Annotated in this window: 22 protein-coding genes and 2 tRNA genes; 14 read left to right on the forward strand and 10 right to left on the reverse strand. The window is 48.3% G+C overall.

The genetic code is table 11. The annotated features are described in order from the left end of the window. Positions 1-29: 29 nt before the first annotated feature. Entirely contained in the window at positions 30-1,907 is a 1,878-nt protein-coding gene (htpG, locus tag EZJ49_RS13405) for a molecular chaperone HtpG (protein WP_262552700.1), read from the reverse strand. Between the two features lie 304 nt (positions 1,908-2,211). Between htpG and EZJ49_RS13410 the strand changes: the two genes are divergently transcribed. Next, positions 2,212-4,134 (forward strand): methyl-accepting chemotaxis protein, encoded by a 1,923-nt coding sequence (locus EZJ49_RS13410; RefSeq protein ID WP_262552701.1) that lies wholly within the window; start codon positions 2,212-2,214, stop codon positions 4,132-4,134. On the opposite strand, the gene murJ is transcribed toward EZJ49_RS13410, so the two are convergent. Further along, on the reverse strand, positions 4,106-5,584 hold the full coding sequence (murJ, locus tag EZJ49_RS13415; protein ID WP_262552702.1) for a murein biosynthesis integral membrane protein MurJ: 1,479 nt from the start codon (positions 5,582-5,584) through the stop codon (positions 4,106-4,108). The two genes, EZJ49_RS13410 and murJ, sit on opposite strands and share 29 nt — an antisense overlap. A gap of 145 nt (positions 5,585-5,729) precedes the next feature. Here murJ and rpsT point away from each other — a divergent pair, with 145 nt between their 5' ends. Beyond that, positions 5,730-5,993 carry a 30S ribosomal protein S20 gene (rpsT, locus tag EZJ49_RS13420; protein ID WP_262552703.1) on the forward strand — a complete coding sequence of 88 codons (264 nt, stop codon included), beginning with the start codon at positions 5,730-5,732 and terminating at the stop codon, positions 5,991-5,993. Positions 5,994-5,996: 3 nt separating this feature from the next. On the opposite strand, the gene EZJ49_RS13425 is transcribed toward rpsT, so the two are convergent. Genes EZJ49_RS13425 through lptE form a run of 3 tightly spaced genes read right to left on the reverse strand, consistent with a single transcriptional unit; the run spans position 5,997 to position 8,046 of the window. Further along, entirely contained in the window at positions 5,997-6,377 is a 381-nt protein-coding gene (locus EZJ49_RS13425) for a PilZ domain-containing protein (protein WP_262552704.1), read from the reverse strand. A 45-nt stretch (positions 6,378-6,422) separates the two neighbouring features. Next, positions 6,423-7,436: a DNA polymerase III subunit delta gene (holA, locus tag EZJ49_RS13430; protein ID WP_262552705.1), complete on the reverse strand. Its 1,014-nt coding sequence runs from the start codon at positions 7,434-7,436 to the stop codon at positions 6,423-6,425. A 28-nt stretch (positions 7,437-7,464) separates the two neighbouring features. Continuing rightward, positions 7,465-8,046, reverse strand: coding sequence for an LptE family protein (gene lptE / locus EZJ49_RS13435; RefSeq protein ID WP_262552706.1), 582 nt, complete (start codon positions 8,044-8,046; stop codon positions 7,465-7,467). Between the two features lie 44 nt (positions 8,047-8,090). On the opposite strand from lptE, the gene EZJ49_RS13440 reads away from it, so the two are divergent. From EZJ49_RS13440 to EZJ49_RS13470, 7 genes are all read left to right on the forward strand, one after another. Continuing rightward, the gene (locus EZJ49_RS13440) at positions 8,091-9,257 is read left to right on the forward strand and encodes a pyridoxal-phosphate-dependent aminotransferase family protein (RefSeq protein ID WP_262552707.1); all 1,167 of its coding nucleotides are present in this window, start codon (positions 8,091-8,093) and stop codon (positions 9,255-9,257) included. Next, entirely contained in the window at positions 9,254-10,240 is a 987-nt protein-coding gene (locus tag EZJ49_RS13445) for a D-2-hydroxyacid dehydrogenase (RefSeq protein ID WP_262552708.1), read from the forward strand. Before EZJ49_RS13440 ends, EZJ49_RS13445 begins: the two co-directional genes overlap by 4 nt. 61 nt (positions 10,241-10,301) lie before the next feature. After that, complete coding sequence (locus tag EZJ49_RS13450) at positions 10,302-11,600, forward strand: adenylosuccinate synthase (protein ID WP_262552709.1); 1,299 nt, start codon at positions 10,302-10,304, stop codon at positions 11,598-11,600. A 153-nt stretch (positions 11,601-11,753) separates the two neighbouring features. Beyond that, a tRNA-Lys gene (locus tag EZJ49_RS13455) sits at positions 11,754-11,829 on the forward strand. A gap of 22 nt (positions 11,830-11,851) precedes the next feature. After that, positions 11,852-11,927, forward strand: a tRNA-Glu gene (locus EZJ49_RS13460). Between the two features lie 513 nt (positions 11,928-12,440). Beyond that, a complete protein-coding gene (locus EZJ49_RS13465) occupies positions 12,441-13,328 on the forward strand; it encodes a hypothetical protein (protein ID WP_262552710.1) in 888 nt (295 codons plus the stop codon). Beyond that, the gene (locus tag EZJ49_RS13470; protein WP_262552711.1) at positions 13,328-13,687 is read left to right on the forward strand and encodes an ASCH domain-containing protein; all 360 of its coding nucleotides are present in this window, start codon (positions 13,328-13,330) and stop codon (positions 13,685-13,687) included. Before EZJ49_RS13465 ends, EZJ49_RS13470 begins: the two co-directional genes overlap by 1 nt. Before the next feature lie 206 nt (positions 13,688-13,893). Here EZJ49_RS13470 and EZJ49_RS13475 read toward each other — a convergent pair whose 3' ends face one another. Further along, positions 13,894-14,199, reverse strand: a complete 306-nt coding sequence (locus EZJ49_RS13475; protein WP_262552712.1) for a hypothetical protein — start codon at positions 14,197-14,199, stop codon at positions 13,894-13,896. 117 nt (positions 14,200-14,316) lie between these two features. Beyond that, positions 14,317-14,796, reverse strand: coding sequence for an Hsp20/alpha crystallin family protein (locus tag EZJ49_RS13480; RefSeq protein WP_262552714.1), 480 nt, complete (start codon positions 14,794-14,796; stop codon positions 14,317-14,319). A gap of 150 nt (positions 14,797-14,946) precedes the next feature. On the opposite strand from EZJ49_RS13480, the gene EZJ49_RS13485 reads away from it, so the two are divergent. Together EZJ49_RS13485 and EZJ49_RS13490 are read left to right on the forward strand one after the other, a co-directional pair. Next, on the forward strand, positions 14,947-16,317 hold the full coding sequence (locus EZJ49_RS13485; protein ID WP_262552715.1) for an NAD(P)H-binding protein: 1,371 nt from the start codon (positions 14,947-14,949) through the stop codon (positions 16,315-16,317). A 19-nt stretch (positions 16,318-16,336) separates the two neighbouring features. Beyond that, a complete protein-coding gene (locus EZJ49_RS13490; protein WP_262552716.1) occupies positions 16,337-16,732 on the forward strand; it encodes an NINE protein in 396 nt (131 codons plus the stop codon). On the opposite strand, the gene EZJ49_RS13495 is transcribed toward EZJ49_RS13490, so the two are convergent. Together EZJ49_RS13495 and EZJ49_RS13500 are read right to left on the reverse strand one after the other, a co-directional pair. Further along, the gene (locus EZJ49_RS13495; RefSeq protein ID WP_262552717.1) at positions 16,625-18,469 is read right to left on the reverse strand and encodes an ArnT family glycosyltransferase; all 1,845 of its coding nucleotides are present in this window, start codon (positions 18,467-18,469) and stop codon (positions 16,625-16,627) included. The genes EZJ49_RS13490 and EZJ49_RS13495 overlap by 108 nt on opposite strands. A gap of 83 nt (positions 18,470-18,552) precedes the next feature. Next, positions 18,553-18,927, reverse strand: coding sequence for a hypothetical protein (locus EZJ49_RS13500; protein WP_262552718.1), 375 nt, complete (start codon positions 18,925-18,927; stop codon positions 18,553-18,555). Positions 18,928-19,054: 127 nt separating this feature from the next. On the opposite strand from EZJ49_RS13500, the gene ubiG reads away from it, so the two are divergent. Both ubiG and EZJ49_RS13510 read left to right on the forward strand, forming a co-directional pair. After that, entirely contained in the window at positions 19,055-19,825 is a 771-nt protein-coding gene (gene ubiG / locus EZJ49_RS13505) for a bifunctional 2-polyprenyl-6-hydroxyphenol methylase/3-demethylubiquinol 3-O-methyltransferase UbiG (protein WP_262552719.1), read from the forward strand. Positions 19,826-19,891: 66 nt separating this feature from the next. Further along, positions 19,892-20,401, forward strand: coding sequence for a DUF1772 domain-containing protein (locus tag EZJ49_RS13510; RefSeq protein ID WP_262552720.1), 510 nt, complete (start codon positions 19,892-19,894; stop codon positions 20,399-20,401). Here the strand turns inward: EZJ49_RS13510 and EZJ49_RS13515 are convergent. After that, positions 20,349-21,926 carry a B12-binding domain-containing radical SAM protein gene (locus tag EZJ49_RS13515; protein ID WP_262552721.1) on the reverse strand — a complete coding sequence of 526 codons (1,578 nt, stop codon included), beginning with the start codon at positions 21,924-21,926 and terminating at the stop codon, positions 20,349-20,351. The genes EZJ49_RS13510 and EZJ49_RS13515 overlap by 53 nt on opposite strands. Before the next feature lie 109 nt (positions 21,927-22,035). Between EZJ49_RS13515 and EZJ49_RS13520 the strand changes: the two genes are divergently transcribed. Then, the gene (locus EZJ49_RS13520) at positions 22,036-23,268 is read left to right on the forward strand and encodes a M20/M25/M40 family metallo-hydrolase (RefSeq protein WP_262552722.1); all 1,233 of its coding nucleotides are present in this window, start codon (positions 22,036-22,038) and stop codon (positions 23,266-23,268) included. Positions 23,269-23,283 lie beyond the last annotated feature (15 nt).

Raw genomic sequence — 23,283 nt, forward strand, 5'->3', positions numbered from 1 at the left:
AGAGCTTTTTGTTTTTTGATTCTTAAAGATTAGTGCTTTGTGCTGTCCGCGGCCTGTACCATCAGTTCTGCAATTTGTTGCGAGAACTTCACTGGATCAGGAAGGTTTGAACCCTCTGTCAGCAGCGCTTGCGCATACAGAATCTCGGCCCACTTGGTTTGCTGGTCCGGGGACGCTTTGAGCATTTTCTCAAAGACCGGGTGATTTGGATTGATTTCCATGATGCGTTTAATGCTTTGGCCCGCGTACTCTTTACCCATCTGAGACATCAGTTTTTGCATGTGTGCAGAAGGGTCAGAAGAGGACGCCACCAAACACGCCGGGGTGTTTGTCAGACGCTCGGACAGAACCACGTCTTTAACATTATTTTCCAAAGTCTTTTTCATGGAATCCAAAACCGGTTTCAAAGTGACTTCGGCCTGTTTCTTTTCCTCTTCTTTTTTTTGTTTTTCTTCAGCAGTGTCCAGATCCAGACCTTCACGCATGATGGACTGCAACTTTTTGCCTTTGAATTCGTTCATGGCATCGACAACCCATTCATCCACTGGATCGACCAGCAGCAGAACCTCAAAGCCTTTTTCTTTCAGCTTTTCAAGGTAAGGACTGTTGCTGACCTGAGACAGGGAATCACCCGTGATATAATAAATGTCCTTTTGGTTTTCCTTCATGCGCGCAACGTATTCATCCAGTGTTGTCATCTTGTCAGAAGATGTGGAATGGAACAACAGCAGATCCTGAAGCTTTTCTTTGTTGGCGGCATCAGAAGGGATACCTTCTTTCAAGGTCGCGCCAAACTCTGTCCAGAAGTCTTCATAGGCACTGCGTTCTTTGGTTAAAAGATCCTTCAAGGTGGCCAAGGCCTTGTTTGTGACATTCTTGCGAATCTGCGTCACTTGGCGATCCTGCTGCAAAAGCTCGCGGGACACGTTCAGGGATAGGTCACTGCTGTCCACCAGACCTTTTACGAAACGCAGGTAAGGCGGCAGAAGGTCCTTGCAATCAGCCATGATGAACACGCGTTTGATGTAAAGGCTTAAGCCGTATTCCATGTCGCGCATGTTGTAGTTCCATGGTTTTTTGCCCGGAACATAAAGCAAGGCATTGAATTCCATTGTGCCTTCGGCTTTGTAGTGAACGGTGCGCAGAGGCTCGTTCCAGTCCTGGGTCAGATGCTGATAGAACTCTTTGTATTCCTCTTTGGAAACTTCGGAAGGGGATTTCAACCAGATGGCTTTTTGCGAGTTCAACGTCTCGTCTTCTTTTTCACCCTGCATCTTTATTGGATGGGCGATAAAGTCAGAATACTTTTTCACCAGGGATTTCAGAACCCACTTGTCAGTGAAGTTTTGTATTTCGTCCTCTTCCTTGAAGGCTTTCATGTGCAATGTGATGGTGGTGCCTGTGCCTTCAGGGCGTGGAACATTGTCCAGCGTATAGGTACCGTCCCCGTGGGATTCCCAGACGGTGCCGTCATTAGAACCCGCTTTTTGGGTGTGCAGGGTCACGCGGTCTGCGACCATGAAAGCAGAATAGAAACCCACACCGAACTGACCGATCAGTTCCGGCTTGGTTTTCATCTCGGCATTCATTTGCATAAAGGCTTTGGCTCCAGAGCGGGCAATTGTGCCGATAAATTCGGTCACTTCCTCTTGAGTCATGCCGATGCCGTTATCAATGATTTTCAAAGTTTTCGTTTCGCTGTTCGGTTCCAGACGAATTTGCGGCTGCCAGCTGTCCGGAAGCAGGGACGGATGGGTCAAAGAATTGAATTTCAGTTTGTCGATCGCGTCTGAAGCGTTGGACAGAAGTTCGCGCAAGAAAATTTCTTTGTGGGAGTACAAAGAGTGGATGACGATATCCAGAAGTTGTTTGATTTCAGCGTTAAAATTTTGGACCTGCTTGGCCATGAAAACTCCTTCGATAGGCTTATACAACGCTTTAAGTTTGTATCTGAAAAGGGTTTTGGCAAGGTCGGGGTGGTCAAAAACTTATGGAATCCCTAAAAATTTCGAATTGGTAGGTTATGGATGCTTTGTGTTAGTCTGATTTCATGAATTTTAGCCACTCGGCCAACCTTATTCTAGCTCTGACCATCACCACCCCATAGGGGTCATAGTTCTTTTTTGCGACCCTTGCGGGGACGCGTTTTCAAATCAAAGCCATTTCTTTCATTTTTATGTCTGCCCAAAATCACGGCAGAGGAGTTTTATTATGTCTTCCCTTAAAAACGGACAGGCCGGGGTGAGCCATGTCCAAAAAGATCATCGAGAGCTAAACCGTGACCTTCATTACTATCACATTGATGAAAACATCGGCGCGGGATTGCCCTTGTGGCTGCCTGCGGGGGTGATCATTCGCGACGAACTGGAAAAGCTTATGCGGGAACTGGAGTTTCTGGCGGGCTACGAGCGTGTTGTCAGTCCCCATATAGCCAAAGAGGATCTGTATCGGCAATCCGGTCCTCTGCCGTATTACGAAGATTCGATGTATCCGGCGATGGATTTGGAAAGTGTCCGCTATCGTCTGCGCCCGATGTGCTGTCCTCATCATCACAAAATATTTTCGGCCAAACTGCGCAGCTATCGTGACTTGCCTTTGCGTCTGGCTGAATACGGTCAGGTGTATCGCTATGAAGGTTCCGGAGCCCTGTCAGGTTTGATGCGCGTGCGGGGGCTTTGCCAGAATGATGCTCACTTGTATGTGCGTGAATCCGGGGTGAAGGACGAGATTCTGAAGGTCCTGCAAATGTATCAAAGAGCTTATGAAATTTTGGGTATCAAAAAATACCGCCTGCGCTTGTCCAAGTGGGATCGCAGTGGTGGTAAGTATGTGGCGATGCCTGAAAAGTGGGAATGGGCATGCGAGAAAGAAATTTGTTTTAAAAATCTGATCCGCAGTGGCGATACTCATAAAATCAAACAAGCCGAAGAAATCGTTGATGGCGAACTGGTGGTTCTGGGTAATCACGTGCGCAAGTGGAATACCGCTGTGACAGAAATCTATTCTGCCATGGCTAAAGCCGGTAACAAAGAAGCCGATGCCACGGAAGCCTATGTCACTAACTTGTTGTATATCGTTTCTGCGACCACGGCCCTGTTCGTGTTTGCCGCTTTGATCTGGATTGCTGTGCGCATCACCACCACCGTGGGATCTATTGCAGAGCGCCTGACAACAGCTGGCAGCCAAGTGGCTTCTTCCGTGGAACAACTGAATGAAGCCGGTAACAGTCTTTCCCAATCATCTACCGAAGCTGCCGCGTCCCTGGAGGAAACTGTCGCTGCGCTGGAGGAAATGACCTCCATGGTGCAAATGAATTCGGACAACGCCAAGCAAGCCGCCACCCTGTCGGCGTCTTCGCGCGAATCCGCAGAACAGGGTGAAAAGGAGATTCACAGCCTGATCACTTCCATGACTCAGATTTCTGAATCCTCGAAAAAAATCGAAGAGATCATTCATGTTATTGACGATATCGCCTTCCAAACCAACTTGCTGGCACTTAATGCTGCTGTTGAAGCTGCCCGCGCGGGCGAACAAGGTAAAGGCTTTGCCGTGGTGGCAGAAGCGGTTCGCACTCTGGCACAAAGAAGTGCGGCCTCGGCAAAAGACATTTCCTCGTTGATCAAAGACTCTGTGGCACAGATTGAAGAAGGCAGTGCCACAGCGGATAAGAGCGGAACGGCTTTGGCAAACATTGTGAATTCCATCAAAAAAGTGGCGGATCTGAATAATGAAATCGCTGCCGCCAGTGCCGAACAAACAACCGGCATCCAACAAATCGGCAAAGCCATGAACCAGTTGGATCAGGCTTCCCAAAGTAACGCCGCTTCGGCTGAAGAAATTGCCGCTACCAGTGGTGAAATCAGTAATCTGGCCATAACAGCCCAGAATCTGACCGTGGAACTGAACGAGGCTGTGATTGGTAAAACAGAGATCACGGCCACATCACAGGATCACAGCGAAGTCACAAAAAAGAAAAAGCCCACTCCGGCCCCGGTTCACGCCAAAACCAAAAGTAATGTCGTGCCGTTAAAGAAAAAAGTGGTCGCGGAAAAAGTGGCTAAAAAAGAATCCCAGGACATCATCCCGTTTGACGAAGATGATCGTGCTAAAGTGGGGACGACCGACGGATTTTAGAAACTTCGGTGCAACCCAGTAAGCGGGCAATACCGAAGTAAACAGTCACCGCCAAAATAATGGCAACGAAAAGGGCTGGCATTTGCAGCCCTTTTCCTATTGTGCCCACAAGCAGGTCATACACTTGCGTTGATCCCACCAATCCGACCCCGGCCACAAAGAACTTTACACAGGTCTTTAGCATCCGTCGGCGCGCCATCCCCACACTGAACTTCGGCAAAAGAACAAACAACAGTGCCGCATTCACAAAGGCGGAAATCACGCCGGAATACATCAGTCCCGACAACTGCCAGCGCGCCATAAAATAAGGGGCCAGCAGGATATGAATTAACAATGCCGCCAAAGCCATGCACATCGGGGCCCAGGTGTTTTTCACTGCATAGTACAAGGGCATCAGCACCCGACTGCACGAGACCAGCAACAAACTGACGGCATAGATCTTTAAGACCCCGGCAGTGGCTTGAACATCTGCACTGGTGAATTTACCGCGCAGGAAAAGAACCTCGATGATAGGTTCTGCCAGAAAGAACAATCCCAAGGCTGCGGGCCACGCCAAGAACAGATTCATCAAAAAACTTTCCTCGGCAGTTTCGCGGAATTTTTCTTTCAAACCCTGGGCAGCGTATTCGCTGAGCGTCGGCAGCAACGCCGCCCCCAGACTGACGGAAATCAAAGACAGTGGCAGCTCCAGCAAGCGATCGGCCCAGTAGATATAGGAAATAGATCCTTCTTGCAGCGAGCTTGCAAAATACAGATTCACCAAAGTGGAAAACTGCAAAAGTCCCATGCCCAACAGACCCGGCAGCAACTTCCCCAGTACCTCTTTGACATCCTGACTGCCCCACTGCCAGCTGATGCGTGGCAAATAGTTGCGAGCCTTCAGGGCTGCCCACAACAAGGCCGCCTGCAAGAAACCTCCGACCAATACGCCCCACGCCAGCCCGTCCCCATGCACTGGGAACCATTCCGGCGGCATAAACGTAAACACCAACATAGAGACATTCAACAAGGCCGGAGCCGCCGCAGGTAAACCAAAGCTGCCAAAGGCATTCAGAATTCCCATGTAAAACGCGTAAGAGCAGACAAAGAAAACAAACCCAAACATGATCCGCCCCATGCGCAGGGTGAGTTCCCACTTTTCGGCAGACAAAATATAGTCATCGGCCAAAAGCAGACGGAACAAGGGCTCGATATAGATAATCCCCAGCAAAGTCAGCGCGCCCAGAACGATCAAAAGTAAGGAATAAATCGAATTGACCAGATTGCGGCCACGGACTCCGCTAGGGTCTTCGGTTTGAGCCTGCATAAAAACGGGAATAAAGCTCACAGACAGGGAGCCTTCCCCCAAAAGTCGGCGGAACAGGTTGGGAAGACGGAAGGCTGCGGTCCACGCATCGGTGACCGCCCGATCAAAGAGGGCCCCCAGCGCGATATCCCTAAAAAGCCCCAAGATGCGGCTCGTTAAGGTCCCAGACGCCATAGAAAAAGCCCTTTTAAGGACCTTTTTGCGATCTTCTTTTAATCCACTTGCTTCGTGAGACACCCTATGTTAATCCCTTTGGTTCGTCTATAAAAGTTACTGTGGAGGTTATCCCTTGGCAAATCATAAGTCTGCAGCAAAAAGAGCTCGTCAGTCTATCCGTAAAACTGCTGTTAACAACGCTCGTAAAAGCACTGTAAAAACAGCTGAGAAAAAACTTGTTAAAGCTATCGAAGCTAAAGATCTGAAAGCTCTTCCTGAATTGTTGAAGAACTTCTCTTCTCAAGTAATGAAAGCTGCTAAAACTGGCGTTCTTAAGAAAGAAACTGCATCCCGCAAGATCAGCCGTCTTTCTACACGCGCGTCTGCAACTAAGTAGTCCTTAGTTATTAAAAGATTCGTATTGAGTTCGCGCTGACACAAAGGCGCGAATTTGTCTTTTTGTGGAAAACGCAATTTGATTAAAGCTCAATCCGTGGGTGACTCTTGGGTCACCCTCTTTTTTTTGCGTTGATCGAACCGTTCCGCGCAGGAAAACGAAGTCCCCACCCGGCACTTGGAAGCTGACGACCAGTTCATGGCCCTCGGTCAGCACATAATCGGATACGATGGACATGCCCCCTTCACCGATTTCCCCCGAATCACAGACAAAGTACGTCCCATCGCACAGAATACCCACCTTGCGTTTCATCGCACGGCGCGGATACTGGCGGCGGAAATAGCCTTTATCTTCAAATGGAGAATTCGTGACAGCCTTGTTCATCAAGGCACTTATCGGCTTTTTTCAGGGACTTCTTAAGCAGACCAACTAGATGGCGGCGTATTGCGTGCCGCAGGTTTTAAGCACCAGATTTTCCAGCCAGATGTGACTGGACAATGGTGAGGATTTTAGCGCCTTGTCGGTGTCAGATAAAACCACCAGCGTCTGTTCCAACTTCTTGGCGGTCCAAAGTCGGGCTTGATCCAGATAGCTTTCCAGGAAGTACGGCGGCACCTGCGCAAAATGGGCAAGCTTCGCCCCGTGCAGACCTTCTTCCATCCCGCGCTTCAAGGTCAGCAGAATACGCACGTGACGGGCCACCAAAGACACGATCCCGATCTCGTTCTGCCCCTGATCCAGCAGGTGAACCAAAAGCTCCAAAGCCTTTACACGGTCGTTTTCACCAATAGCCTTGGTAAAATCAAAAACGTTTTCTTCCTTGGAACGGGACACGGCTTGGGCCACGTCCGCCATTTCAATACGACGTTCCCCGACGTATTCGCCGAGCTTCTTCAGCTCCCCTTCGATCTCTGTCAGATGATGACCCACCAGCTTATGCAAAAGCAAAATGGCGTCGTTACTGATCGTCAGACCCAAAGACTGTGCGATATAGTTGATCCAGGACGGAATTTGATTTTCGTAGGGCTTTTTAAACTCGACACAGTCGGCTTTATCCAAAAGCAGACGGATCTGCTTTTTACGCTTATCCACGCGCGACGCCAGAATCACAAACACAGTGCTATCGACCGGAGATTCAAACAAAGGCTCCAGCTCGGCCCATTCTTTGTCCGTCAGTTCTTGCGCTTCTTTTAAAATCACCAAACGACGGGCGGCCATCATCGGCAGAGTTTCAACCGCATCACGCACAGACACCACATCAGCATCACTGGCATAGAACAAGCTGTAGTTGAAATCGACAGCGCCTTCGGTCAAGACAGCGTATTTGAAACGTTCAACGGATTGATTCAGCAGATAGGGCTCTTCACCGAACAGAAAATACAAAGGCGCAGTCTGACCTTTTTCAAGATCACGATAGAATTTCTGCGCATCGATGAGTGCCACTGTTGTCTGTTCCTTTTGCTATACCGATTTAAAAATTCTCGGTGATACGATCATGGGCTTCAGCCATGATGTCGAACGCCATGAGGTCAATGTTTTGCCTCCGCGCAGAAAGATTGTAAAGAGGATTCACAGAGTTAACACCGGCCAGCGTTACTTGCGGAGCTGCGTAAGTTCTCTCTCCACTAAAGGACCCACTCCACAGTTCGGTTCCATCTGCCTGACGCACAACTTTAACAGTGACAGTCAGCAAAATGCGGTATTCTGAGGCAATAACGGTTCCATTGGGAAGATAAGGCGCCGAAGAGTCCCCGGCCACACGCTTTGCCCCCGGCAAATACTGAACATTGTCGATCTGCCCGATCACTGCCACTTCAGAAAGGGAATTGTCCACAATTCGGGCAATGCGGGAACGCTGAAACTCCTGAATCAGGGAATTGGTAAATGCCACCTCGATCCCTGTTTCTTGAGTTTTATTTTTAAAGATCGGCACCGAAATCTGCTTGTAGCCCCCCGGAATACTGCGCGTGCCCGAGCCTAAACGATAGGCACATCCCGAGAGAAACAGCGACAAAACCAGAGTGATGCGAAAAGCTTTAAATATTGCGTCCACGGGCCCAGTTGAGTATAAAATTAGCAAGGAATCAAGGAAGAAAAATGACAACTTTTCAAGACGATTACAGTTTGTTAGCTCCGGGGCCTGTGAATATTCATCCTGAGGTGCGCAAAGCTCTGGCGCTTCCCATGATTCACCACCGCACGCCGGAATTTGATAAGATCCTGAAAAAAGTTTTAGCCGACATCAAGGTTGTCTTTCAGACGGAACAGGATGTCTTTCTTCTGACCTCCACCGGCTCTGGCGGAATGGAAACTTTATTGGTGAACACGCTTTCCCCGGGCGATAAGGTCATTGCCATTGTTTCAGGCAAATTCGGTGAGCGCTGGGCCGATATGGCTCAATATTTTGGCGCCAAAGTCATCGTTCACAACGTGGCCTGGGGCGAGGCCGTCAAAGTTTCTGACGTCGAGGACCTGCTAAAACAAAATCCCGACACCCGCGCCGTTCTTTGCCAAGCCTGCGAAACCAGCACGGGTGTGGCCCATCCGATTGAAGCTCTGGCAACGTTGACAAAGAATTATCCTGACACTTTGTTGTTGGTGGACGCGATCACCGCCTTAGGAGCATATCCTTTACCGATGGATGCCTGGGGCATTGATGGCATTGTGGCGGGTTCACAAAAAGCCTTTATGCTGCCGACGGGAATGGCCTTTGTTTCCTTCTCGAAAAAAGCCTGGAGATTTATCCCCGACGCCAAGTGTCCCAGATATTACTTTGATATCCGCAAAGAGAAAAAAGCCAACGCGGGCGGAGAAACTTTCTTTTCTTCCAATGTCGCGATCATCCGTGCGCTGGATGTGGTGCTATCGCTGATTACCACGCAAGGCCTGGATAAACTTTTCCATGATATTCACCGTCGTGCGGAATTCACGCGCAACTTTGCGCAGAAGCTGGGTTTTGTTCTTTATGCCAAGTCCCCAAGTGATTCGGTCACGGCGTTGACTGTGCCACCACAAATGGATGGCCAGAAAATCCGTCTGCATTTGGAGGAAGTCCACAACATCACCATCATGGGTGGCCAGGATCAGGCCAAAGGTAAAATCATCCGTGTGGGTCATATGGGTTACATCCAGGACCATGAAATGGTGCGCCTGATTGAATGCCTGGGGCACACGTTGCGCCACTTTGATCCGGACTTTATGTCGTTGGAGCATATTTCCAACATCGCAACAGAAGCGCAGAACTGGTTGGAGCAAAATCCATGAAGAAAAAAATTCTGATCACGGATCGCTTTGCTCACGACAGCTATCTGTACTTGCAGCAGCACAGCCACTTTGAAGTGGTCCGCAGTGACAGTCCTCAACACCTGCCGCTTGAACACTTGGTCAGCGCCAACGCATTGATCATTCGCAGCCGCACAAAAATCAACGAAGAGCTTTTAAAAAAAGCACGACAGTTGCAACTGATCGTCACCTGCACCAGCGGGTTTGATCACATTGATCTGGAGGCCACCCAAAAATGGGGCGTCACTGTGATGCACACTCCGTCGGGAAATATCGAATCTGCCGCTCAACTGACCTGGGGCCTGGTGTTAAGCTGCGTGAATAACATTCCGCAAGCCAGCAAAATGGTCAAAGCCGGTGACTGGAACCGCGATCTGATCACAGGCATGGAACTAACCGGGCGTACCTATGGCATTGTCGGATTGGGCCGCATCGGTTCCCGCGTGGCCGAGCTGGCGCAAGCTTTTGGCATGAATGTGGTAGCCTATGATCCGTACCAGGAAGATGAAGTCTTTGAGCGCCTGCACATTCCCCGCTTAAGTTATGAAGAAGTTCTTAAGACTGCCGATGTTCTGAGCTTCCATGTGCCAAAAACACTGGAAACAGAGCATATGCTCAACCGCTCGCAGTTTGAGTACATCCACCGCGGTATTGTTCTGATCAATACTTCGCGCGGTTCTGTGATTAACGAAAACGATCTGTGCGAGGCTTTGGAAAAAGGCTGGCTGCGTTCTGTGGGGCTGGATGTTTTTGAAAAAGAACCCCTGCACAGAAACTCAAATTTGTTGAAATACCCGAACGTGGTTTTGACTCCGCACATTGGAGCCAATACAGAGGATGCGTTCTTTAAAGCGTCCCAGATCGCAGCTAATAAGCTTATGGCGTTTTTTGTGGACGGTTCGACCTCTGACACCCTCCCCCCAAGAACACCATGGTATGGAGCGGCTCCGTTTAAAGGCGAATAAACTTGCCTGAATCCCCCTGTTTGAGAGACATTTTTAGGGTCTGTTTTAAGGGGTACGTTATATGTCAGGCGTGGTAGTTGTCGGAGCTCAATGGGGCGATGAAGGTAAAGGTAAACTGATCGATGTGTTCGCAGAAAAAGCGGACATGGTTGTACGCTATCAAGGTGGCGCTAACGCGGGCCACACACTGGTGGTTAACGGTCAAAAAACGGTTCTGCACTTGGTTCCCAGTGGAATCCTGCGCCCGGAAACAACCTGCGTGATCGCCTCTGGTGTGGTAATTGATGTTTTCTCTATTCGCGATGAAATCAGAAAACTAAAAGACACGGGCTTTCTGCAAAATCCAAAACAACTTTTGATCTCTGACACCGCGACGTTGATTCTTCCGTATCACAAAGCGCTGGATGCCGCTCGCGAGGCCGCATTGAGTGATGGTAAGATCGGCACCACTGGCAAAGGTATCGGCCCGGCTTATGAGGACCGCGCTTCCCGCCGCGCTATTCTGTTTGGCGATCTTTTCGACAAAGAGAATCTGAAAAAGAAACTGGAACTGGCACTGACTGAAAAGAACTTCATGCTGGAGAATTATTATAAAGGCTCCACTTTCAAGTCGGAAGATTTGATGAAGGATCTTTTCGCCGTGGCTGAAGATCTAGCTCCGTACCGCACGAAGGACACCTCGCTGTTCATTAGCAAAAACTTGAAATCCGGAAAACGCGTTTTGTTTGAAGGCGCGCAAGGCACAATGCTGGATATTCTGCATGGAACGTATCCGTTTGTGACAAGCTCTTCCACCCTGGCATCGAATGCATGTGCAAGTGCGGGTATTGGCCCGGCGAGCGTGCAAAAAGTGATCGGTGTGTTTAAGGCCTACACCACGCGTGTGGGTAGTGGTCCGTTCCCAACAGAGCTGACCGATGAAGTTGGCAAGAAATTGCAAATGGATGGTCATGAATTTGGATCAACCACAGGCCGTGCACGTCGTTGTGGCTGGTTGGATCTGGTGGCGTTGAAATACGCGATCCGCGTGAATGGCATTACGAACCTGGCGATGATGAAGTTGGACGTGTTGACGGGCCATGATCGTATCGGTGTCTGCACAGCGTACAAATTAAATGGTGAAGTGATCACAGATCTTCCAACCTCCCCTTACGAGTTGGAAAAAGTAGAGCCTGTGATCGAATGGATTCCGGGTTGGACACAGGATTTATCGAAAGTAAAAACACTCTCGGATCTTCCGCGTCCAACAACGAACTACATTGACTACTTGGGTTCACAGTTGGGCACTCCGATTGATGTTATTTCTGTCGGACCGGGCCGTGAGCAGACACTTTGGGTCAAACCTTTGTTCAATAATTAAGCAGAGTTAGCAGTTTTTACGGGGCCTTTGCTTAAGCTTCAAGCAAAGGCCTTTTTTTTATCAAAAAATCGCAAAAATTTTTAAAAAACTGCAAGAAAGTGTATTGACTTTGGACCCCTCTTACTACAAATTAGCACTTCCTCAACGGACAGTGGTTCGCTAGCTCAGCTGGTAGAGCACTTCACTTTTAATGAAGGGGTCGATGGTTCGAATCCATCGCGAGCCACCATTTTCTTGTTGCGGTTCCTTGCGTTCCCATCGTCTAGGGGCCTAGGACACCTCCCTTTCACGGAGGATACAGGGGTTCAAATCCCCTTGGGAACGCCAATTTGTGAAAATAACAAAGCCCGATCGCAAGATCGGGCTTTTTTATTTTCATTTACTGTCTTCAACGGATCTGAACTTAGAAGGTCGGCGCAAAACAAAATCCAACAAAGCTCGCGGTACGCGGCGTGCGCCGACAACAGGGGTTGTTTCGGGCTCCTGCCCTCAACCCCTTCGGGGCTTACGCGTAAAAATAGCATCCTGCTATTTTTAGCATCGCCCTAGCAGGATGCTAGCGCGAGGGTGCGCAAAGCGCAGGGCAACGCCCCGAGGAGCGTGATGCGACGAGCCCCAATCACGCAAACCGAGAGCTAAAAAATGCGAGCTTCGAGCAAAGCGAGAAGCAAGCCAGCTCCGCTAAAGCCCCTTCAATAAGTCCTCAAGATCAATTTCCAACCCCTCGGCAATTCAACGAGTACTAAGTCCATCTTTTGAAGAAAAGATAATAAAACAAATTACACTTTATAGAAACCACACAAACATCTAACATCGCCAACAAGAATAAGAGGCGATTATATGGAAAATCCATTTTCGAAAATTACCAATGCAGCCAATCAGGGCTTGAAAGCTCGATATGGCGACCCTTTCGTTGCGACCTACACACTTTCATTTTTGGCATGGAACTATCAGATTATTCTCTACCTTTTGTCGGACTACGAAGCGACTAATAAACATAGCCTGATCAAACATTCCCTTACGGTTGAGTCCTTCGTTGCACCAGCGTTCCTTACCATATTTGTCCTTTTGATATTGCCAAAGGCACTCTTAAAGGCTCATGAGCTTTATGAAAACAATAGAACAGACCTCAAAAATATTCAGTTTAAAGCAGAGGAAAAACTTAAACCCACCGCCGACCAAATTGCCTACTTATGGAATCAACAAACAGAGTTGAACAACAAAGTAATATCTCTACAAAATACAATCACAGCAAAGGATCAAGAAATTGGTGGCCTAAAGTCAAAGCTCAACGATATCACCTCTCTGCGTAAGGAGCAGGAAAAAACCATCAAATTGCTAACATCAGAGCAAGCAAATAAACATAATCAGTTATCTACCCTTCTTGCTGAAAATAGGTCTATGAAGGAAACTCTCGATCAAATACAAGCATCACAGCATGCAAGAAATCTTCAGAACATCGATCCCGAAATAGAAAATGCAATGGCGTTTCTCAAAAAGGCCGACCTAACAAAATCCTTTATGAGAATTGCTGAAGCTCTCACCATTGAGCCTAAGCCGATAAATAAGTATAAATCTGAACTGATTGTTAAGCTAAAAACACAAGGATTAATTCAAACAACATATTTGGGCACCCAACAGCATATCAAGTTAACAACCCTCGGAAATATAGTGCTAAAATATATGGTTGCGGAAAGTGCTGACTCTCCGGCGACGGAGGAGAATTAATGAAGCATAAAACCCTCTCCATCGTCCACCCCAACGGCTCCCGCATCGCACGCGGTGAAAAAACCATCGAAGTTCGCTCATGGCAGCCACCCAAGGATTTCAACGAAGACCTCCTCATCGTCGAAAATAAAAAATTCCTCTACAACGAAGGCGAAATCGATCCCGAAGGAACTCCTGTTGCCATCGTCAGAATCAAAAACGTCAGACCCTATGAAGAATCCGACATCCCCGCAGCTTGCGCATCCAGATGGGAACCGGGCTACTACTCATGGGAACTGGAAAACATACGTCCCCTAAACTGCTCTGTACAAGTTCCCGCCGCACGAGGAATTTACGAAACCGACTTGGATCTAGTATGACAAGAGCATCCTTTTAAATTGCTTTCCCAAAGGGATGCGTCTCAATATGAAGTACTCCCCCAACTGCTCCCACCCCGCTCCCATTGGGAGCTAAACCTCTCATTTTACTGAATTATCTTCTGTTAATTTTTCTCAACATTTCCATCAAAGAGCCGACAAGTAAAATAAGATGTCGAACGCTCGTACGTACCTAACAAACATCTGGTTCATTTTGATGCTGTCCCTTGCTGGCCAACTTCGATCACCGCTGACGATGAAATCGGATCATTCGGTCCGAAGGATTTTACATTCAAGTGTTTCAGATGCAAAAGCGCCTCTTCCATATCAGCAATGCGTTTGGCCTGACCGCGTGCCAGATAAGATGCCTCAAGGCCCCGGGTATCGTATTCGTTTTCTGCTTTGCTTTCTTCATTGGTGGCTGCATCAATAGTGGCTTTGACGGATTCTTTTAAAGCCGTGATGTCATTTTCCAATTGTGTGCGAATGGCTTCGACCAGTTTCTTTTTATCCACGTGTCACCTCAATGAATTGCAGTTTTCAGTATCTGCTTTCACTGAATAGGTGGCAACCGGAAACTAAAAAAGAGGAGGGCCTGACGGGGGATCAAGCCCTCTTAGGAGGGAGGAGGATCAATGGGAAGGTTCAGATTTGTTGTCTTCGGCGGCGGGCTTTAATCCCAAACGCTCGAAGAAACCCCCTTGAGATTGGATTTCGATTTTTTTAGCTTGGGCTACAGGTGTTTTTGGCAGGTAAATACTTAAGACACCATCTTCATGGTGTGCCTCAATTTTTCCGCCGTCCACACTGTTGGGGACAGTGAATCTGCGAGTGAAGGTGCCCATGACTTTCTCTTCGCGTTTTCTTTCTCCTGAAATGGTCAGAAGATTTCCATTCACTTCAATATTTACATTTTCTTTTTTAAATCCAGGTATATCCATGCTTAACAGATAATGATCCTGGGTTTCTGAAACTTCGCACGCCGGATTTAACGTCCGTTCGTAGGCTTCATAAGAAGCGGGCACCGCAAAATTTTCAAACAGGCGATCCATCTCGTCGAAAAGACTGGTCGTAGCTCGGCGAGTTGGCCAATAAGGTGTTAATAGTCTCATTAAAAACCTCCTTCGTTGGTTTCGTTCTCACATTCTAAAGCTGTGTGCGTATTTTTCTTTGTCAAGATGGCTATTTTATTTTGTTAATTACCAACTTGGGTTTGATGTGAATGTGATAGAATATAGTTTTTCAAAAGGTTGGGGGTTTTTGTGAAGGTGGCGATAGCAGGTGCCAGCGGATTTGTCGGCAAGGCCTTGATAAAGGAACTTCAAGGACAGCACGATGTGGTAGCTCTAAGTCGCTCTGTTAAGCCGGAATCGGCTTCCGGTATTGAATGGCGGTCTTGCGACTTGTTCAGTCTGCTGGATGCAGAAAAAGCACTGGAAGGCTGCGATGTAGCTGTGTATCTGGTGCACTCCATGCGCCCTTCTGCCCAACTGACACAAGGAAGCTTCGAGGATTTTGATCTTATCGTGGCCGATAACTTTATCCGGGCCGCAGAAAAATGCGGGGTCAAAAGAATCCTTTATCTTGGCGGGATGTATTCGGAAAACGCATCCACCCTGTCCCGGCATTTAAAAAGTCGCCATGAAGTCGAAGGCCTTTTTATTGCCAGTAAAATTCCTGCAACGATTTTGCGTGCAGCAATGATTCTGGGGCCGGAGGGGTCGTCTTTTCATATGATGGTCCGCCTGGTTCAGCGTCTTCCGGTCATGGTGTGTCCGCAGTGGAGCCGCACCATAAGTCAGCCCATTGCCTTAAAAGATGTTGTAAAGAGTCTGCATCACTGTATCGAGACGGCACAAACCGCTAATCACATTTACGATCTTGGCGGTCCTGATATTGTCAGTTATCTGGATATGATGAAGATGACGGCCCACATTCTAGGGAGAAAACGGATTTTTTTGCCGGTTCCTTTGCTCAGTCCCGAGCTTTCCACGTTATGGGTGTGTTTGGTGACGAAAGCACCACGGGCTTTGGTGCGTCCGTTGATCGAAGGGTTAAAAGTTCCTTTGATCGTGCGTCCTGGGCATGAACTTGCTGTGCCGGGATATAAATTCACTCCGCTCAAAGAAGCTTTGCAGATCGCCCTGAATCACTACCAGAAACATCAGGCTCCATTGGCGTTTCAGAAGAATCCAATAGGCTCTTATGAAGTGCGCTCGGTGCAGCGCCTGTTAATTCCCGAGGGAGTCACGGCGGCTCAGGTGGCCAGAGCTTACATGGATTTTTTGCCAACGATGCGTCCGGGCTTTATGAAGGTTGAAGTCAGTGGGCGTTGGGTGAGTTTTAGCTGGAGCTTTCCTTATCTGCGACTGCTGATTCTGGAATATTCGCCGGAACGCAGTTGGTCCCATCGGCAGCTTTTTTATGTTCGTGGCGGACTGCTGGCACAAAAGACTGTTCGGGGTCGTCTGGAGTTTCGCGAAATACTGGGCGGGAAGGCGGTTATTGCCGCCATCCACGAATTCAAACCCCGCATGCCGTGGTTTTTGTATCGATGGACGCAGGCATTATTTCATGTATGGGTTATGTACAAATTTGGTTTATACTTAAAGCGACCTCACGGGGCCCGTTAGTCACTACAGGAGGACAGCAATGGCACAGGCAACACATTCCACTTTCATCGGCTACGTTCTTTGGATCTTTGGATTCATGGGGGCTCACCGTTTCTATTTCGGAAAATCTGTTTCCGGCACCATCTGGTTTTTCACCTTCGGATTGTTGGGAGTGGGCTGGCTGATTGATCTATTCCTGATTCCGGGAATGGAGAGGGATGCCCAGAGAAACTATCGCAGTGGACGTGTGGATTATACCCTGGCCTGGATTTTTCTGACCTTTCTGGGGATGTTCGGAGTGCATCGCTTTTATATGGGGAAATGGATCTCAGGATTGATTTGGCTCTGCACTGGAGGGCTTTTCCTGATGGGTTATTTGTACGATTACTGGAGCCTTAATGAACAGGTTTCGCAGGTGAACAGTCAGGCGTCCTGATATAGACAGAACTTTCAGTAAAGCCCATGATGCCCCGACAGAAGACCACGCAATCAAAAGGGCATCAAAGGGAACACGGAAACGATTTTCTGATTTAAAGAACCACACCGTCAGAAATAGTGACAGCATCAGCAATGCCGAGGCCTGATTAAAGGCCTCTTTATCTTTGCGCAGAATTAACAGCCCCAGCAATGTCAGGGGCAACATTCCATAATAGAAGAAGTTTTCCCAAGGGTAGTAAAGCTTTTGTACATCTGTAGAAATGTGCGGCCACAGGGGATTTCCAAAAGCCAAATAATAGATATAACGAAGACTTGAAACCAAAACCATCGGATCTTGTTTCACGCAGTTAAATCCGGCGTTCCAGAAATACGTCTGATCAGTGAAAGGGCGATCCCATTTTTTATAGATTCTTTCATTGGTGAAACCAAACATCGGGGACATCCAGCGGGCGCCGGTGGAATCTTCATTGTCTTTGGAAGGACATTTACCTTCGACAAAATTCAACGCCCCTGCGGTGGGACCAAGCTGGGGTTTTCCATAGTGCTTCCAGGTCCAGGCCATGTGTGGTGCTACGACCAGTGTGCATCCCAGTCCCAGCAGGGTGACTTTGGCGATTCCTTTGGTGAAATGGTGCCGGTCCCGGTACAGCAGCCAAAGAGCAAAAAACGGGATAAAGAAAGCATGATTTCCTTTGAAGTAAAAGGCTGTTGCCATGAACAGCCCGATCAAAAAGAATCCGCGCAACTTCTGGTTCTTTAAAGTTCTTAGTATCAACCACAGAATCAAAGAGATAAAGAAAGCATAGGCATTTTCCGCCATATGAAACGTGGCAAATCCCGCCAGAGGAACATAAGCGGCGCTGATCAGAACACTTATTGCCCCGGCTAAGGAACCGAAACGTTCGCGCACCATAAGGTAAATCAAAACAACCGTGCCCCAGGAGAAAAACACTTGAGCCCAGTTGAAAAGTTCAAAATCGCCCAGTTCTCGCAGCCACAGACTCCAAAGGGTGAAGCCAATGGGTTGAAAGAGCTGGTCCAGTCTGAAATGACCGCGCAGGATTTCCTCTGAGCGCGAGAAATAAGCTCCCATATCAGAAAAAAGACTGAACTGCGGTGGGGCTTCGATGAACACCAGCCAAAAACGAAACAGAAATGCCAGAATCAGAAAACTTACGACAACAAGACGTTCTGCAAAATGATGTGCCGGCAGGCGTGCATACAGAATCAAAGCCAGGGAAAGAGTTAAAAGCATCAGGCCCGCTGCCACCGGTAGATCTGTCCAGTCCTTTTCCAGCAGAACACCGTAGCTATCGCCTCGGGTGCTGCCTGCGAAACGCCACTGTGTTTTTGTTGCGAGAAAAGGCGCGGTGTTTATCAGTAAAAGTCCTTCACGATTGTCGCAGACATTTTGTAAGCCCGAAGGCAGTTTCCAGTCGCCGTGATTGGTGTTCATTTCATGCACGCAGTTCATCGTGCGCATTTTCAGGCGGCTTAAAGGATAGATCATGGGGGCGGTGTCAAACTTCAGCCAGTACAGCCCTTCATTGTCGGTGTTGTAGTTCAGATAGTTGAACGAGGACAACGCCCGGGTGTTGACCGTCAGGTTGGGACGAATGATTTCAATGTTCCGGGGTCGGGGAGTCAGGGCAAAAAGCCAGGAAAAAGCCAGCGCCATGCCGACAAGGCCAACAATAAGGCAGAAAGAAGAGGAAATAGCGACGTGTCTTTTCATAAGCTTGAGAAGTTCTACTGAGAGATCTTGTTTTTCCTCAAGTTACGAAAGCTTCATGGACAGTTTATACGTCAGTGGGGTCTTTAGTGAACAAGTCGTAATAATGTGGCGCTATGATAGAATAGCAGCACCGCATACGGCAGTGTGGTGGTGACCAGAACACCCCATGGTTTGGGATTGTGCAAAACGTGCAGCCCGGTCACAACAAACAGGATTGGCGAAAGGAGAGCCAGCGTCAGAGGAACTCCTATGTGTAAAACCAGAAGGGCTCCGCCAAGAATTTCAAATATTTTTACTGTCGGCATGATAAAGCGCGTGTCAATGCAGGCCTGAACAAAGCGATCGATGGCGGGATCAGAGGATGGAACTTTCACCCAGTGAAAGAAGCCATTCAGCCCCCAGAAGAACATTTGCAGACCCAGAATCCATCGGCACGCAATTTCAATATAATCCATCATGAGTTTAAGTGTAGCGGAATGGTTTGGGCAGATCAATATGACACTTGATTCTTACCACTGGACTTCGCCAAAGCTCCTCCCCGGAACGTGGGGCTGTTAGCGTGTTTCAGAGCAGGGAGGTGTTTCCATGGATTTGGAACTGGCGAAAGTGGACAGGGAAATCATTAACAATGAAGTTTATGATCATCTGGCGGACCGGTGGTACGAGGCTCAGGATGATCCCATCGCTCTTCTGCGCAATCAACACAAGGTGGAGATGCCATGGATTCTGGATTCCATCCGCCGCAATATTGGCTATCACGCGGAAGTTCTGGACATGGGCTGTGGAGCCGGTTTTCTTGCCAATGATCTGGCAGAGGCAGGCCACAAGGTGACCGGGATAGATTTATCCACCTCCAGTTTGAAGGTCGCGGAATCACGCGATCACACGCATTCTGTGCACTATCATCAGGGCGACGTCTATCAGGTTCCTTATGAAAGTGAAAGCTTCGATGTGGTGGCTGCCATGGATTTGTTGGAACATGTTTCCGACCCGCAGAAGGTGATTGCGGAAGCATCCCGTGTGCTGCGTCCGGGGGGATTATTCTTTTTTAATACCTTTAACAAGAATCCGCTGGCATGGCTGGTGGTCATCAAAGGCATGGAATGGTTTGTGAAAAACACGCCTCCTGATTACCACGTCTATTCATTATTTATTGAACCGCACAAATTGAAGCTGTGGATGGAGGATTTCGGCCTTGAAAACCCGGATATTCGTGGAATTCGCCCTGTATTTTTACAGAAGCAGTTATGGCAACTTATGCGCTCGGGCGAGGTTCCAAAAGATTTCAAATTCACCTTTAGTAAGCTGCCTTTGATTGCCTATACAGGCTTTGCCAGAAAGGCGCGGGATCAATAACCGGTAATTCTGAATTAAAAAAATGAAACTTGAGGTGCTATAAACAAAAGAATATATGATGCATCTATGAATTTAACTCTGGGTCTGAAATATCTTGGTTTGCTGCTGCTGGGTTTGATGGCAGGAAGCTCTTTTGCTCTGGTTGTCGGGGTGGGGCCTACGCTTGAAAATCTGTCGATATTGGCATACCTGGAATTTCATCGAAACTGGCATCAGTCCTTTTCGATGATGAGCCCGGTGGTTTATGCGCTGGCGCTGTTGACCTTGTCAGCCAACATGTATTTATCGCGGCATCGCTGGAAGTCCATGGAATTTCTTTTGATGTTATTTGCAGTGATCTGTGTGTTGAATGAACTGTTGATGACCTACATGGGAAATCTGCCTTTAAATCAGTTGATCACAAGCTGGGACTTGTTGTCTCCGCCACCGGATTGGATGGACATCCGTTCGCAGTGGCTGTGGTTTATGTACATCCGCTGTGCTTTGTTGGTGGCGGGGTTTTCGCTGTTACTGGCTTCGATCTTTATGATGAAGCCTGTTCGGTCTTCGCAGCCAGATGCCTTTGCTGCCGCTTAGGCAGATTGCCTTTGCCATCACCACTGCCTTGATTGCCTGAAGGGCTGGAGGCTTCTCCGGCCTTGAGGAAGCGAGGCAATTCCTTTTTGCCCGTGGCCATATAGTCCTCACCTAAAAGTGTCTTGGCGTCCTGTTCGGGCCAGCCCTTATATTCGGTCAGATAGGTCAAAGCGGACTCAAATAAACTGAGCTGTGAAATGCCGTGGGACTGCGCATGTCGCTGCGACAGGAAGGTGTTGAAGTCATAGAATTCCCAGAAGAAGGACTGGTGTTCTTTTTCTCGGGAAGCTTTCTTAAGGCTTTCAACGAAACTTTTGAAGGTTCCGCTGTTGGCATAAAGATCCCAATATTTTGAAAAGCGATTCATGGTTTGCAACGTGGCAAAGTCCATGGATTTGGTCCGCAGAATCTGGAAAGGAGGATGTGCGGAATAAACCATTTCCCATTCCTTGTCGTGACGGGAAATCGGGGCTCCTTTCAATCGCTTCAGAATGCCCACTTGAATTTCATCCGGGCGTAGTTCAGCCAGAATATCAAAGCCTTTGGCAAAGCTGTGAATGTCTTCGCCGGGAAGTCCGGCAATCAGATCGGCATGAGTGTGCACGCCGGTTTCCGCCGCCAGAAAACGGAAGTTGTCTTTTACTTTTTCCAGATCATTACGGCGGCTGACCAGTCGGGCCACTTCGGGATTCCAGGTTTGGATGCCGATTTCAAACTGCAAGGAACCCGCCGGGAACTTTTTGATCAGCTCGCGAATTTCCGCTGGCAAACGGTCAGGAACCATTTCAAAGTGCAGGAACAGCCCCAGATGAATGCGCTCCAGGAAAAACTCTAGAATCTGGGTGCAGGTGGTGGGACTTAAATTGAACGTGCGATCAATAAACTTGAATTGACGTGCGCCCCGGTCCATCAGCTTTTGCATTTCTGCCAGAAATTGAGGAACGTCGAAATTACGAACGGATTTATCCAGCGAGGACAGGCAGTATTCGCAACGATACGGGCAGCCCCGGGAGACCTCCACGTATAAAACTCGGTTTTTAATATCTTCGTCACTATAGAATTCATAAGGGGATCTGATGGTTTTGATATCCGGCAGAATTCCGGCAATGATTTTTTGTTCCGGCAGAGAACTGCTGGCCAGATAGTTGCGGCAGAAGTCTCTAAACAGAAAATCAGCTTCACCTTTGATGACAAAATCTGCGGTCTGACAAAGCGGATTGGTTTCTGATTCGTGACTGACCTCGGGGCCTCCTAAGACCACCAAAGTTTCCGGACTGATGCGTTTAAGCAAGGACACCAGTTCCAAAGATTCTTGGGCATTCCAAATATATACGCCGATTCCGATGATCTTTGGTTTGTGACGCAGTAAGTTCTCGGCGATATCACGAGGGTCACGGGCGATGGTGAACTCCAGGATCTGGGCACGGGATTGCAGGTCTTCCAAATTGGCATAGAGGTAGCGCAAACCAAAGGAGCTGTGTTGGTAAGTGGAGTTCAGGGTAACCAATAAAATGTCTGTCGTCATAGGGACTTATCCTAATGCATGTTTAAAAAATAAGCGAATTGTCTTTGCCAACATGAGGACAAATTCGTTAGCATTAAGTTGCGGTAATGCTTTTCAAAGGATTGAAAATATGAAAACTGCCACGATGGCTCTGTTTATGTTCGTTGCAACGAGTGCAATGGCGCATGTTCCTGATATGGAAAACTTCGAGACAAAGCCGATTCTGGCGGACTTGAAGGATTTGCGCGCTCTTAATATCCCGGTTTTAGCTAAAGATGAACGCATTGAAGTGGGTTACGCGATTGTGACGCCTTTGATGCAGCAAAGAATTCAGGAACGTTCTCACCAAGTTGGAAAATGCGGTGGCTTCGAGGACCTGAGTTTGGATATGCATGTTCAAGGGGCTGGTTTTAACGGCATTTTGGACAGTCTGGCAAAGGTTCAGGAACAAAATGCTCTTTATGATCGTGCTCCGTTTGCCCCGTTGGCATTGGAAAGAAATACAGCGATTGAGTCGGCTTTGACTGAAGTCAGTGAGGATAATCTGCGCTCTTATGTGACTTGGTTGTCTTCCTTCCCAAGCCGTAGCAACCGTGATGCAGAACCTAATCGTCACGTTGACGAAATGAAGACACGTTTGGAAGCCATGCTGGCTGAATCCAAAATTCCGTACGAGATTTCCCAGATCAGCCATACGTCCACAAAACAAAGATCGCTGAAGGTGCGTTTGGTCGGCAGTGAGCGTCCGAATGAAATCGTGGTTTTGGGCGGTCACTTGGATTCCATCAACCAAAGCTGGGGTGGTGGAAAAACCGCGCCGGGTGCGGATGACAATGCTTCAGGTTCTGCAAATCTGATCGAAGCTTTGCGCATTCTGATGAGCAAAGCCCAGCCGAAACGCACAATTGAAATTTTCTGGTACGCAGGTGAGGAATCCGGTCTTTTGGGTTCAGCGGAAATTGCAAAACAATACAAGGCTGAAAAGAAAGATGTGGTGGCCGTTCTTCAGTTGGACATGACCTTGTTCCCGGGTTCGGGTGAATTGGTTATTGGCAGCATGACGGATTTCACAAGCTCGTGGCTGCGTGACTATCTGAAAGCGGCCAATGAAACCTACATCCATGCCCGTATCGTGGACGATAAATGCGGTTATGGTTGCAGCGATCATGCGTCCTGGAACCGTCAGGGTTATCCGGCCTTGATGCCATTTGAGGCGACGTTCAGCAAAAGTAACAAAAATATCCATTCCACTCGTGATGTGATCACTCCGGAATCCAACTTTAAACATTCTGCTGCATACACAAAAATTGCAGTGGTGATGGGAATGGATCTGGCAAATTCGGACGCTCGTCAGCCTTACTAAGAGCACAATTCAAAT

This window comes from Bdellovibrio bacteriovorus, from assembly GCF_025558485.1.
Lineage (GTDB): Bacteria > Bdellovibrionota > Bdellovibrionia > Bdellovibrionales > Bdellovibrionaceae > Bdellovibrio > Bdellovibrio bacteriovorus_G.